The sequence below is a fragment of the Pseudomonas sp. UFMG81 genome (genome assembly GCF_015354575.1).
Taxonomy (GTDB): domain Bacteria; phylum Pseudomonadota; class Gammaproteobacteria; order Pseudomonadales; family Pseudomonadaceae; genus Aquipseudomonas.
Map to the genome: position 1 here is coordinate 35,835 of NZ_JACAFQ010000051.1, position 13,362 is coordinate 49,196.

11 protein-coding genes and 1 pseudogene are annotated in these 13,362 nt (G+C 62.4%); 8 read left to right on the forward strand and 4 right to left on the reverse strand.

What is annotated here, in order from left to right:
* The first annotated feature begins 204 nt into the window (after nucleotides 1–204).
* The 4 genes and pseudogenes from IX761_RS25270 (at nucleotide 205) to IX761_RS25285 (ending at nucleotide 3,891) form a co-directional block, all read left to right on the forward strand.
* Nucleotides 205–1,106, forward strand: a pseudogene (locus IX761_RS25270) (TauD/TfdA dioxygenase family protein).
* 18 nt (nucleotides 1,107–1,124) lie between these two features.
* The gene (locus IX761_RS25275) at nucleotides 1,125–2,144 is read left to right on the forward strand and encodes an ABC transporter substrate-binding protein (RefSeq protein WP_194792216.1); all 1,020 of its coding nucleotides are present in this window, start codon (nucleotides 1,125–1,127) and stop codon (nucleotides 2,142–2,144) included.
* A 6-nt stretch (nucleotides 2,145–2,150) separates the two neighbouring features.
* Nucleotides 2,151–3,014, forward strand: a complete 864-nt coding sequence (locus IX761_RS25280) for an ABC transporter ATP-binding protein (RefSeq protein ID WP_194792217.1) — start codon at nucleotides 2,151–2,153, stop codon at nucleotides 3,012–3,014.
* Between the two features lie 13 nt (nucleotides 3,015–3,027).
* Entirely contained in the window at nucleotides 3,028–3,891 is an 864-nt protein-coding gene (locus IX761_RS25285) for an ABC transporter permease (RefSeq protein ID WP_194792218.1), read from the forward strand.
* A gap of 176 nt (nucleotides 3,892–4,067) precedes the next feature.
* On the opposite strand, the gene IX761_RS25290 is transcribed toward IX761_RS25285, so the two are convergent.
* A complete protein-coding gene (locus IX761_RS25290; protein ID WP_194792219.1) occupies nucleotides 4,068–5,495 on the reverse strand; it encodes a mechanosensitive ion channel family protein in 1,428 nt (475 codons plus the stop codon).
* A gap of 256 nt (nucleotides 5,496–5,751) precedes the next feature.
* On the opposite strand from IX761_RS25290, the gene ycaC (IX761_RS25295) reads away from it, so the two are divergent.
* The 3 genes from ycaC (IX761_RS25295) to IX761_RS25305 all read left to right on the forward strand — a co-directional run bounded on the left by ycaC (IX761_RS25295) (nucleotide 5,752) and on the right by IX761_RS25305 (nucleotide 9,029).
* Entirely contained in the window at nucleotides 5,752–6,381 is a 630-nt protein-coding gene (gene ycaC / locus IX761_RS25295; RefSeq protein ID WP_194792220.1) for an isochorismate family cysteine hydrolase YcaC, read from the forward strand.
* A gap of 58 nt (nucleotides 6,382–6,439) precedes the next feature.
* Nucleotides 6,440–6,991, forward strand: coding sequence for an antibiotic biosynthesis monooxygenase (locus IX761_RS25300; RefSeq protein WP_194792221.1), 552 nt, complete (start codon nucleotides 6,440–6,442; stop codon nucleotides 6,989–6,991).
* Nucleotides 6,992–7,055: 64 nt separating this feature from the next.
* Nucleotides 7,056–9,029, forward strand: a complete 1,974-nt coding sequence (locus IX761_RS25305) for an amidohydrolase (RefSeq protein WP_194792222.1) — start codon at nucleotides 7,056–7,058, stop codon at nucleotides 9,027–9,029.
* 232 nt (nucleotides 9,030–9,261) lie between these two features.
* Here IX761_RS25305 and IX761_RS25310 read toward each other — a convergent pair whose 3' ends face one another.
* Nucleotides 9,262–10,173, reverse strand: a complete 912-nt coding sequence (locus tag IX761_RS25310; RefSeq protein ID WP_194792223.1) for a LysR substrate-binding domain-containing protein — start codon at nucleotides 10,171–10,173, stop codon at nucleotides 9,262–9,264.
* Between the two features lie 211 nt (nucleotides 10,174–10,384).
* On the opposite strand from IX761_RS25310, the gene ycaC (IX761_RS25315) reads away from it, so the two are divergent.
* Nucleotides 10,385–11,014 (forward strand): isochorismate family cysteine hydrolase YcaC, encoded by a 630-nt coding sequence (ycaC, locus tag IX761_RS25315; protein ID WP_194792224.1) that lies wholly within the window; start codon nucleotides 10,385–10,387, stop codon nucleotides 11,012–11,014.
* A 94-nt stretch (nucleotides 11,015–11,108) separates the two neighbouring features.
* On the opposite strand, the gene IX761_RS25320 is transcribed toward ycaC (IX761_RS25315), so the two are convergent.
* Nucleotides 11,109–11,420: a hypothetical protein gene (locus IX761_RS25320; RefSeq protein ID WP_194792225.1), complete on the reverse strand. Its 312-nt coding sequence runs from the start codon at nucleotides 11,418–11,420 to the stop codon at nucleotides 11,109–11,111.
* A 903-nt stretch (nucleotides 11,421–12,323) separates the two neighbouring features.
* The coding region (locus tag IX761_RS25325) for a PAAR domain-containing protein (RefSeq protein ID WP_228533971.1) at nucleotides 12,324–13,362 on the reverse strand (1,039 nt) is incomplete at its 5' end.

Here is a 13,362-nt window from a genome sequence, read left to right on the forward strand (position 1 = left end):
GCCTTGCTGGCGAACCTCACACATTCACCTCATATGAATATGCCGTAACGGTATTTAAATTCTTTTTCTTATTCCCATATAGTCACTCCACTGCGTACCTGCCGACCAATCGGCGCGCCGCACGACTCGAACCCACACGGGCAATCCCCGTGCGTTTCCGATCGTTGCGCGCCCTGATGTCGCGCACTTGCGTGGGAGTGACCAATGCCAGCCGCCTCGAACGCCTTGTCGTCCATCGACAGCGCCCTGCCGCAAACCTTTGAAATCCGCCCGTTCCCCGGTGCCGTCGGCGCCGAGCTGGTCGGCCTGGACCTGAGCCGACCGGTCAACGCCGGGGATTTCAACCGAATCCACCGCGCCCACCTGGACCATCACGTACTGGTGTTCCGCGACCAGCGCATCACCCCCGAACAACAGATCGCCTTCAGCCGCCGCGCTTCGGTGAGTTGCAGATCCACGTGCTCAAGCAGTTCCTGCTCGCCGGCCACCCAGAAATCCTCATCGTTTCCAACATCGTCGAGGACGGTCGCAACCTAGGCCTCGGTGATGCCGGCAAGTTCTGGCATTCGGACCTGTCGTACAAGGCGCTGCCCAGCCTCGGCTCGATGCTGCATGCCCAGGAGCTGCCCAGCGAAGGCGGCGACACCCTGTTCGCCGACATGCACAAAGCCTGGGACGCGGTGCCCGATGCCCTGCGCAAGGTCATCAAGGGCCGCGACGCTGCCCACTCCTACACCGCGCGCTATGCCGAGACCAAGTTCGAAGGCAACTGGCGCCCGACCCTGAGCGCCGAGCAACTGGCCCAGGTGCAGGAGGTCATCCACCCGGTGGTACGCACCCACCCGGAAAACGGCCGTCAGGCGTTGTTCGTCAGCGAAGGCTTCACCACACGCATCGTCGGCCTGCCCGACGATGAAAGCCGCGACGTGCTGCAGCAGCTGTACGCCCTGAGCGTGCTCGAGCAGAACATCTACCGCCACCAGTGGCAGCCCAACGACCTGGTGTTCTGGGACAACCGTTCGCTGATTCACCTGGCCGCCGGCTGCCCCGCGCACCTGCGGCGCAAGCTGTACCGCACCACCATCCAGGGCGACGCCCCGTACTGACGACTGAGGAACTTCATCATGCGCAACTCCATCAGCCGCCTGGCGGCAAGCATTGGCCTGGGCGCCAGCCTGGTCATCGGCAGCCTCGCGGCACCGACCGTGGCCCATGCCGAGGGCGAAATTCGCATTGCCGAACAGTTCGGCATCGTCTACCTGCTGCTCAATGTGGTGCGCGACCAGCACCTGATCGAGAAGCATGGCAAGGCGCAGGGCATCGACATCAAAGTCGACTGGGCCCAGCTGTCCGGCGGCGCGGCGATCAACGACGCACTGCTGTCCGGCTCGGTGGACATTGCCGGCGCTGGCGTCGGCCCGCTGCTCACCGTCTGGGACCGCACCCACGGTCGGCAGAACGTCAAGGCCGTGGCCTCGCTGGGCAACTTCCCGTACTACCTGGTCAGCAGCAACCCCAAGGTGAAGACCATCGCCGACTTGTCCGACAAGGACCGTATCGCCGTACCGGCGGTGGGCGTCTCGGTGCAGTCGCGCTTCCTGCAATACGCCGCCGCCCAGCAGTGGGGCGACAAGGACTACAACCGCCTCGACAAGTACACGCTGGCCGTGCCCCATCCGGATGCCACCGCCGCACTGCTGGCCGGCGGTACCGAGCTCAACGGGCACTTCTCCAACCCGCCGTTCCAGGACCAGGTGCTGGCCAACAAGAACGTGCACGTGGTGCTCGACAGCTACGACCTGCTCGGCCCCAACTCGCCGACCCTGCTGTTCGCCACCGAAAAATTCCGCCAGGACAACCCCAAGACCTACAAGGCCTTCGTCGATGCCCTGGCCGAAGCCGCCGACTTTGCCCAGAAGGACAAGGCGGCCGCCGCCGACACCTATATCCGCGTGACCAAGGCCAAGATCGATCGCAATGAGCTGATCAAGCTGATCGACAACCCGCGCTACGAATTCACCGTCACCCCGAAGAACACCTACAAGCTGGCCGATTTCCTCTACCGGGTCGGTGCGATCAAGAACAAGCCGGCGTCGTGGAAGGACTACTTCTTCCAGGATGAACACCCGCTGCAAGGGAGCTGACCGAGCATGACCGCCCCATTGCCAGGCCACGCGGCCAGCAACCTGAGCTGTGTCGCCAGCCCACCGCTGCTGGCGGTGGAGAACCTCAGCCTCGAATACCGCACCGCCCAACGCGTGGTGCGGGCCACCCACCAGGTCAGCTTCGAAGTCGACCGCGCCGACCGTTTCGTACTGCTGGGGCCGTCCGGTTGCGGCAAGTCCACTTTGCTCAAGGCGGTGGCCGGGTTCATCGAGCCCCGTGAAGGGCAGGTCCTCTTGCAAGGCCAGCCGGTCCGCGGCCCTGGGCCCGACCGGATCGTGGTGTTCCAGGAGTTCGACCAGCTGCCGCCCTGGAAGACGGTGAAGCAGAACGTGATGTTCCCGCTGCTGGTGTCCGGCCAGCTCAAGCGTGCCGAGGCCGAGGCGCGCGCCCTGCACTACCTGGAGAAGGTCGGCCTGGCGGCCTTCGCTGATGCCTACCCGCATACCCTGTCCGGCGGCATGAAGGCGCGTGTGGCCATCGCCCGGGCGCTGGCGACCCAGCCGAAGATCCTGCTGATGGACGAGCCGTTTGCCGCCCTCGATGCCCTGACCCGCCGCAAGATGCAGGAAGAACTGCTGCTGCTGTGGGAGGAGGTGCGCTTCACCTTGCTGTTCGTCACCCACTCCATCGAAGAGGCGTTGGTGGTGGGTAACCGTATCCTGCTGCTGTCGCCCCATCCGGGCCGGGTGCGGGCCGAAGTGCACAGCCATCAGTACGACCTTGGCAGCCTGGGTGGTAGCGACTTCCAAGCCAGCGCCCGGCGTATCCACCGCTTGCTGTTCGACGAAGCCGAAACGCAGGAGCTGGCCAGCGACCTCGGCTTCAACGATATCCGCATCGTCTACTGACAGGAGCCTTGGCATGACGACGACTGCTGTTCGCCAGGAATACCAAGTGCAGCTGCAACCCCTGCCTGGGGTGCCGCTGGAGCGTGATCTGCCGCTGGCCCAGCGCCTGTGGCAGCAAGGCTGGCTGCGCAAAGCGATTATCCTGGTGCTGCTGGCCGGGCTATGGGAGCTGGTGGCACGCTTCACCGACAACGACCTGCTGCTGCCAAGCTTTGTACAGACGGCCACGGCGCTGGGGGAGGGGCTGCTCAGCGGCGAAATATTCGCCAAGATCGGCGTATCGCTGGTGGTGCTGCTCAAGGGCTACTTACTGGGGATCGTCCTGGCCTTCGGCCTGACCAGCCTGGCGGTGTCGACCCAGCTGGGCCGCGACCTGCTGGGTACCCTGACCTCGATGTTCAACCCGCTGCCGGCCATCGCCCTGTTGCCACTGGCGCTGCTGTGGTTCGGGCTGGGCGACAACAGCCTGATCTTCGTGCTGGTGCATTCGGTGCTGTGGGCGCTGGCGCTGAACACCTACGCAGGTTTTCTCGGGGTGTCCGAGACGCTGCGCATGGCCGGGCGCAACTACGGCCTGCGCGGACTGCGCCTGGTGCTGCACATCCTGGTGCCGGCGGCGCTGCCGTCGATCCTCTCAGGGCTGAAGATCGGCTGGGCCTTCGCCTGGCGCACGCTGATCGCCGCCGAGCTGGTGTTCGGCGCCAGCAGCGGCAAGGGTGGGCTGGGCTGGTACATCTTCCAGAACCGCAACGAGCTGTACACCGACAAGGTGTTCGCCGGGCTGGCGGTGGTAATCCTGATCGGGTTGCTGGTGGAAGGGCTGGTGTTCAACACCCTGGAGCGGCTGACGGTGCGGCGCTGGGGGATGCAGCGCTAGTGTCCTGTCTCGGAAATACGTTCTCTTTTGGCGAGTGGCTTGGGTGTTCGGCCAAGGCGCCGCGACGAGTCATAGCAGGGCTATGGCGAGGAGTGGCAACGCCGGCCGGACGCCCAAGACGCCGCCAAAAGTGAACAGCCTATTTCCGAGACAGGACACTAGGGCAATCGGGCCGGTCATTTATGCAGCCAGCTCAGGAAACCGCCTTTCTTCACCACCGTCGGCTTTTGCAGCAACAGTGATTCACGCTTCTGCCGACGGAAACGCTGCAACTTGGTCAGCGCCGACTTCACATCGCCGCTCTGGACCAGGCAGCCGCGCATCTGCTCCTTGTCGATGCGGTACAACACGCAGCCGCTCAAGGCGCGGAACTCGACAGGTGACGCCTCGTCGTCCAGCAGGCCTTCGAGCGCCAGCACTTCCCCCGGCCCCATGCGCCCGCCCTCGATCAACCGCTCGCCATCGCGCACCGAGGCCAGCACCACCCCGCGGCTGATCAGCAGCACATGCTCGGAGCGCTCGCCGATCCCCAGGATCACCTGGTCGGCCGGGTATTCCACCGTGGTCATGCGCTGGCTCAGGCTGTCGCGCTCCTCGTTGCTCAGCGAGCGGAACACCCGCACTTCGTCCAGCAACTCGCGCTGGCGGCTGCGCGGTTGCGCGCCAAGCTCGAGGTTCCAGATCACCCCGCTGGCCTCCAGGTGGCGGTGGGCCAGGTCGAACAGCTGGTTGCGCACTTCGGTCTTGCGCGACATGTCGGCGATGAAACCGCTGGCCTCGTATTCCACCGCCTCCAGCGTCGAGGCTTTCACCGTCACCTTGGGCGCCGGCTTATCCAGCAGGATGCTGGTGCCTTGCAAGGTTTTCTCCAGGGCGTCGAACACATGTTGCGGGCGCACCTTGGCCGGCACCACCACGCTGATCGACACCCCGTGCACCTCGGCCGGGCGGCTGAAATTGAGGATCTTGGCCTTGGCCGCCACCGAGTTGGGGATCACCGCCAGGCTGCTGTTGCCGGTGATCAGCCGGGTGGCGCGCCAGTCGATATCCACCACCTTGCCCTCGGTGCCGTCGATGGAGATCGCATCGCCGATCTGGTACGGCCGCGTGGTGTTCAGCACGATGCCCGAGAACACGTCGGCCAAGGTGCTCTGCAAGGCCAGGCCGATGACGATGGCCATCACCCCCGAGGTGGCCAGCAGGCCCTTGACCGGCAACTGCATCACATAGGCCGCCGCTGCCACCGCCGCGACCAGGAAGATCAGCGCCCCGACCACATCCTGCAACAGGCGCCCGCCGTGGCTGCCACGCGCCACCAGCAGCAGCCCGAACACCACCGTCACCGTACGCGCGCCGAACAGCCACCAGCCGATCGCCAGCACCGTGGCCAGCAGGTTGCGTGACACATCGTCAGCCCAAGGGGCGGGTTGCAGCGGGCTCATGCCGGCGGTCAGCAGCACGGCGCTGAACAGCAGGAAGATCAGCAGGCGCGAGGCGATGCGCCAGACGTGGTGATGCAGCGGTATCAACTGCCACAGCAGCAGGTCCAGGAAGATCAGCAGGATGCCGAGCAACAGCGGGTAGGACTGGATGAGGGCCAGCATGGTGGTCTCGGTGCGGGGGAGGGCTGATGGGTAGTAATAGAGCAGGTTGAGGGGGCAGGCAATGGGGCGGGGTTGTAGCGGATGGCCTGTTCGCGGGTAAACCCGCGAAGAAGCCGCGCACTTCATCGTTCATAAAACAGAACGCTAAAGCCAATTTCCGCTATCTACCGCCCCAAAGGTGTTGAATCTAATCTTTGCTCATCAACGCGAAACATCCAACGCACAGCAAACATTCAAACCCTTGGGAGCAACGACCATGAGCAAATTCACCTACAACCGCCTGAACAAAGACGACGCCGCCGTCCTGCTGGTGGACCACCAGGCCGGCCTGCTGTCGCTGGTGCGCGACATCGAGCCGGACAAGTTCAAGAACAACGTGCTGGCCCTGGCGGACCTGGCCAAGTTCTTCAACCTGCCGACCATCCTCACCACCAGCTTCGAGCAAGGCCCCAACGGCCCGCTGATGCCAGAGCTCAAAGCCCTGTTCCCGGACGCCCCGTACATCGCCCGCCCCGGCCAGATCAACGCCTGGGACAACGAAGACTTCGTCAAGGCGGTAAAGGCCACCGGCAAGAAGCAGCTGATCATCGCCGGCGTGGTGACCGAAGTGTGCGTGGCCTTCCCGGCGCTGTCGGCCCTGGAAGAGGAGTTCGAAGTGTTCGTGGTCAATGACGCCTCCGGCACCTTCAATGCGATGACCCGCGACGCCGCCCACAACCGCATGAGCCAGGCCGGAGCCCAGCTGATGACCTGGTTTGGTGTGGCCTGCGAGTTGCACCGCGACTGGCGCAACGACATCGAAGGGCTGGCGGCGCTGTGCTCCAACCACATCCCGGACTACCGCAACCTGATCACCAGCTACAACGCCCTGACCGCCAGCAAGTAAGCCGCCCCGCCAGGCGCCAGCCCGGCGCCTGGCCTCACCCCGCTCAAGGTACAGCGCGATGAACAACAGCACCGTGGTCACGCTGGTCATCCAGCACAAGGTACGTGCCGACGCCCTGGTGCAGTACGAAGCCTGGCTTCGTCACACCGTTGGCGTGGCCCGCCGGCAACCGGGGCACCTGGATGTGAACGTGATCCGCCCCGACGACGGCGGCCGCCAGTTCACCACCGTGGTGCGTTTTGCCGAGGCCGGCCAGCTACAGGCCTGGGTCGACTCCGCCGAGCGCCAGGCGTTGGTGGCGCAAGTGCTGCCGTTGCTGGAGGAGGGTGACCAGACCCAGGTGCATGACGATGCGGAGTTCTGGTTCACCCCGGCCAGCAGCGGGGCGACGCCCCCACCGCGCTGGAAGCAGGCCGTGCTCACCTACCTGGTGATCTGCCCGCTGACCCTGCTGGTGCCGATGCTGCTGGCGCCGCTGTTCGAGCGCTTTCCGCTGCTCGGGGGCCGGCTGCCGAGCAACCTGCTGGTCAACCTGTGCGTCATCCTCCCGGTGGTGTTCTTCATCATGCCCTGGGTAACGCGCCGCTGCGCCGACTGGTTGCGCCGCTGAGCGCCTGTGGCAATCCGTTGCTAGCCTTCAACCGCCTGCCGAAACCACCCGGACGGAGAACACCATGAGCCAGGACCCCACCGACCAGAGCCGCCGCACCTTCCTCGCCAAAAGCACCGTGCTGGGTGCCGCCGGCGCGCTGTGGAGCGCGCTGCCGTTCACCGATTCCGCCCATGCCGCCGTTTCAGGAGATCCCATGTCCGCCGACCTCATTCTGTTCAATGGCCGACTGCACACCGTCGACCGTGAGAAACCCCAGGCCAGCGCCGTCGCCATCAAGGACGGCAGGTTCATCGCCGTGGGCAGCGACGCCGAAGCCATGGCCCACAAGGGCACCCGCACGCAGATCATCGACCTCAAGCAGCGCACGGTGATCCCAGGCCTGAACGACTCGCACCTGCACCTGATCCGTGGCGGGTTGAACTACAACCTGGAGCTGCGCTGGGAAGGCGTGCCGTCGCTGGCCGACGCCCTGCGCATGCTCAAGGACCAGGCCGAGCGCACGCCGACCCCGCAATGGGTGCGGGTGGTCGGCGGCTGGAACGAGTTCCAGTTCGCCGAAAAGCGCCTGCCCACCCTGGAAGAGATCAACCAGGCCGCGCCCGACACCCCGGTATTCATCCTCCACCTGTACGACCGTGCGCTGCTCAACCGCGCCGCGCTCAGGGCGGTCGGCTACACCAAGGACACCCCCAACCCACCCGGTGGCGAGATCCAGCGCGACAAGTTCGGCAACCCCACCGGCATGCTTATCGCCCGGCCCAATGCCGCGATCCTCTACGCCACCCTGGCCAAGGGGCCGAAGCTGCCGCTGGAGTACCAGGTCAACTCTACCCGCCAATTCATGCGCGAGCTCAACCGCCTGGGCCTGACCAGCGCCATCGATGCCGGCGGCGGCTACCAGAACTACCCTGACGACTACCAGGTGATCCAGGAACTGGCCGACAACCACCAGCTCACCGTGCGCATCGCCTACAACCTGTTCACCCAGAAGCCCAAGGAAGAACTGGCCGACTTCAAGAATTGGACCCAGAAGGTCAAGCCGGGCGACGGTAGCGACTTCCTGCGCCACAACGGTGCCGGCGAGATGCTGGTGTTCTCCGCCGCCGACTTCGAGGACTTCCTCGAACCGCGTCCGGATTTGCCGCAGACCATGGAGCAGGAGTTGGAGCCGGTGGTGCGCCACCTGGTCGAGCAGCGTTGGCCGTTCCGCCTGCACGCCACCTATGACGAGTCCATCTCGCGCATGCTCGACGTGTTCGAGAAGGTCAACCGCGACATCCCGTTCAACGGCCTGCCGTGGTTCTTCGACCACTGCGAGACCATCACCCCGAAGAACATCGAACGGGTGCGGGCGTTGGGCGGTGGCATCGCCATCCAGGACCGCATGGCCTTCCAGGGCGAGTATTTCGTCGAGCGCTACGGCGCCAAGGCCGCCGAGGCCACCCCGCCGATCAAGCGCATGCTGGCCGAGGGCGTGCCGGTGGGCGCGGGCACCGACGCCACGCGGGTGTCCAGCTACAACCCCTGGACCTCGCTGTACTGGATGGTCAGCGGCAAGACCGTGGGCGGCCTTGAGCTGTACCCGGACGGTGGCCTGAGCCGCGATGTCGCGTTGCAGCTGTTCACCCACGGCAGCGCCTGGTTCTCCAGTGAGCAGGGCAAGAAAGGGCAGATCAAAGTGGGCCAGCTCGCCGACCTGGCGGCGCTGTCGGCGGACTACTTCAGTGTCGAGGAAGAGGCGATCAAGTGGATCGACTCGGTGCTGACCGTGGTCGATGGCAAGGTGGTGTATGCCGCGGGTGATTTCGACAAGCTGGGGCCGGCGCAGATCCCGGTGGTGCCAGAGTGGTCGCCAGTGGCGAAGGTGCCAGGGCACTGGCGCGCGGGCGCGCCGCTGGCCGCCGCCGTGCACCAGTGCGTCGGGCCTTGCGGGGTGCATGCGCACAGCCATGAAAAGGCACGGCATTCCAGCGTACCGGTGAGTGACTTCCAGGGGTTCTGGGGTGCGCTGGGTTGTTCGTGCTTCGCGTTCTGACGTTATTTTGCTGGCCCATCGGCTACCACATCCCTTGGGCTTGCACAGGCTCTGTGTAGGAGCGGCCTTGTGTCGCGAAGGGCTGCAAAGCAGCCCCGGCAATATTCGCCACTCAGGTGAAACCTGGGGCCGCTTCGCAGCCCTTTCGCGACACAAGGCCGCTCCTACAGAAGGTCAGTGCAAGGCAATTGACTGTGCTGTCTGTGTGGGTGCGGAATTGCCTGATGCCCCCTCAAGCCATATCGCTGATCGCGAACTCCTCGGCCAAATGGTCGATCAACGACCGTACCGACGGCAGCAACCCCCGGCGCGACGGGAAGATCGCATGGACGATGCCGCAGCGCGGGTTCCACCCCGGCAGCAGTTCCACCAGCCGCCCTTGGGCCAGGTCTTCGCGCACGGCCACGCATGGCAGGTGCGCGATCCCCACCCCTGCCAACACGAAATGCCGCAGCGCGAACAGGTCGTCGGTGACCATCCGCGGCGTGTGCGGGATCACCAGGCTGTGGCTTCTGTCCTCGCCCTGGAACAGCTCCCATTGGTACTCGCGCTGGGCACCCCCCCAATGCAGGCTGGGCAGCGCGCTCAGTTGCTGCGGCGCGAAGCCCTGCGGTAGCTGCGCCAGCAGCGACGGATGCCCGACCAGGCACTGGGTGCTGTTGCTCAGCACCTTCATCACCATGTCGGTGTTCTCCAGCGGCGGGAAGCGCACCCGCAACGCCACGTCGAAGCCCTCGTGCAACAGGTCGACCCGGCGGTTGGTGCTCTCGATGAACAGCTCCACCTGCGGGTACTTGAGCATGTAGCGAGTGAGCATCGGCCCGACCCAGGAGTTGAGCAGGGTGGTGGGGCAACTGATGCGCACCAGCCCGCGCGGTTCGCTGCGGTTGCGCTCGATGATCTCCGCCGCGCCCTCGGCCTCCACGCGCATGGCCAGGCAACGGTTGTAGTAGGCCTGGCCGATCTCGGTCAGCGAACAGTGTCGGCTGGTGCGGTGCAGCAGGCGCACGCCCAGGCGTTCCTCCAGGTCGGCGATGCGCCGGCTGAGCTTGGACTTGGGCATGTCCAGCGCCCGCCCAGCCGGGGCGAAGCCACCGTGCTCGACCACCTGGGTGAAGTAGTAGAGGGAGTTGAGGTCTTCCAATGCAGTTCTCCGGTTGTTGAGCTGGCCAGCGCGATCGCTGTGGGAGCGGGTTTACCCGCGAAGCCTTCACCGCCCGTCTATCGTTCATAAAACAGAACGCTAAGGCCAGTTTTTGCAGTCTACCGCCTCAAAGGTGATGAATCTAATCTTTGCTCATCAACGCGAAACACCCAACGCACGGCAAACATTCAAACCTTTAGGAGCAACGACCATGAGCAAATTCACCTACAACCGCCTGAACAAAGACGACGCCGCCGTACTGCTGGTGGACCACCAGGCCGGCCTGCTGTCGCTGGTGCGCGACATCGAGCCGGACAAGTTCAAGAACAACGTGCTGGCCCTGGCGGACCTGGCCAAGTTCTTCAACCTGCCGACCATCCTCACCACCAGCTTCGAGCAAGGCCCCAACGGCCCGCTGATGCCAGAGCTCAAAGCCCTGTTCCCGGACGCCCCGTATATCGCCCGCCCCGGCCAGATCAACGCCTGGGACAACGAAGATTTCGTCAAGGCGGTGAAGGCCACCGGCAAGAAGCAGCTGATCATCGCCGGCGTGGTGACCGAAGTGTGCGTGGCCTTCCCGGCGCTGTCGGCCCTGGAAGAAGAGTTCGAAGTGTTCGTGGTCAATGACGCCTCCGGCACCTTCAATGCGATGACCCGCGACGCCGCCCACAACCGCATGAGCCAGGCCGGTGCCCAGCTGATGACCTGGTTTGGTGTGGCCTGCGAGCTGCACCGCGACTGGCGCAACGACATCGAAGGGCTGGCGGCGCTGTGCTCCAACCACATCCCGGACTACCGCAACCTGATCACCAGCTATAACGCGCTGACGGCGGGTGAGTGATCGAAACGCTTACCAAAGGCCGGCATCCTCCAAGGATGCCGGCCTTTGGTTTTCAGGGGGCATGGTGCTCATTGTTCCATTAGGTGATTTTTTGTTAGTCAGCAAATGTGATCATGCCAGCGGAAATTAGAATCCAGACAAACCCAATGGCGGTGAGCCAGAAGGCACTCAATATGCGGAATTTGAGTCCTTTAGGCATGGCGGCGTACTCTCCTGCGTCTAGCATGTTTTTTCTGATGCTAAACATCGGAAAGACCAGGGTCGCGGACAGTCTGGGAATCAGGATTGATCTGAAGCGCGGAGAGCCATAGTGAAGACTTTTGCTTAATGGATCCAAGTTAATGCTCTTTGAAAGTGCTGTCGTTAGGGTGTGGAAGTCTTTGCTGTGGGCTATGTAGCTGCTCATGATCAATCCGATGCTGCATAGGCAGAATGGTGTTACTAATAGGCTCAGGGTTAGCCCGACTTGCCAATAGTCAGTGCTAGTCAATTGAAAGCCCATCACTGCGTGCTACTTTTAATTAGGGTGTAAGTAATGGCGCCCCAGAGAAAGCTTACAATGGTCAGCCAGGTTGCAATAACCATTCGTTTTCGCAAGAGTGTCGGGAAGGCCGCGTATTCCTCAGGGTCAAGCATCTTATTTCGAATGCTGTATTTTGGGAAAAGCATCACGGCGCAAAGGCGGTGAACGAGATGGCACCTGAATTTTAGGAATCGCGAATTGAAAGATCCCCCTAAGGGGTCGAGCTCGATAGTTTTGGGTAGCGCAGTTATGAGGGTGATGAAGTCTTTTCCGGCTGCGATATGCGTACTCATTAGGACGCCTATTGTGCCTAGGACTATAGGTCCGGCTGAGAGAATCAAGCGTATGGCTGGAGGTAGGTTCTTGAAGTCTTGAAGTGATGTGATCATGTCGTTGCGGTACCTTCAAGTGTTCTAGTGATGAAATATCGCGAGGAGTAAAAGCCATGAAACGCTTAAAAGAAGCAGCCATGAAGCGATTCTCATTCTGAGCTTTAGGTATGCGGGAAGATTTTTAGCGTCATTAGCGTTTAGAAGGCCGCGCTTCACAAAATAGGAAGGGTGAAGCACAACCCCACTCAGCATTGATACCACGGATATTTTCGACTTTAGACTGCTCATTCCCCATGTTTGAATCGCAGTTACAAGGCAGTGGCTGTTCCTAAGGGAGTGTATCAATATATAGAATTGGCCTGAGCGGGCTAGCTGTACAGTCATTAAGAATCCACTAAGTCCTAGGGTAAATGGTGTTGCTAAGATTATGAGTTCAAGTGTTTTTCTTGATATTTCAATGTTGTTCAAGGAGCTCATAGATAACCTCTCCAGTCTTTTCACCACTGTGCATCCCGACCAAGCTCATTGCTAGGGAGCTGATGCCTACCACTACGACTGAGCATGCAGGCGCGCCGGCGCCAAGGCCTAAGCAGGCATACCCTGCAATTTTGCCACCCACAGCCCCGCCCGCGGCCCCTCCAATTAGGCCGCCCATAAAGCTCCCGGTCTCGGTAAATCCTATTTTGTTACAAGCCTCTTTATTGCCTGCGGTGCAAGCTTCATAAATTTTTAAGAACGAACTTGCTCCTCCCAGTGCTACACCCACTCGGCCACCCGCCTTAAGGTATTTCGACATGCTTGCCAGTTTGTCAAGATGGGTTGCATACCCTGGGATATCGCCAGCTATGCCTGCTTTGCTCCAATGGTGCACCAAACTTTTACTGGATAACCCCAAGTCCCGACGTAGCGTTTCGTATGTGCCAAGGTTTAATTGTTTATTGAGGAAGCTTGTTCTTAGTGTTGTGTCCAGCGTGTTGAAGAGCTTCTTTCTTTCTGCGAAAAAGATATCGCTTTGAAGGTGACCGTGTTTGCGGAACTGATCTTGGTGTAGCTTTTCTATGTGATGTAATGTGTCCTTCAACTCACTGAGGGACTTCGCCATAACCGCCTGGCTAACTCCCATGGCTAAGCTCACATCGCTGAGTAACCCGGCTATCTCCGCTTGATGACGCATCATGAAGTTGGCCTCCTCGTGAGAGAGGTCAGTTAGCGCCGCTCGTGCCCTGTTCGCCGCAGCCATCAACTCGGCCTCCTCACGCGTACAGGCATGCCCGTTGTCCGGGTCGCCGATCACGAAGATCTCACCCGCCTTGAACCCTTGCGCATAGGTCGGGTTCAGGCGCTGCAAGCGGGCGATGGGCAGCGAGCCGTGGCCGTCGGTCAACCGCAGGATCAGCTCCGGGAACGAACTGCTGCGCTGGACGATGTGGAAACCGGGCTCAAGCCCGCCGGGTGTCGCCGTGGCATGGGCGGGGGTGAAGGCTTGTTGGGGC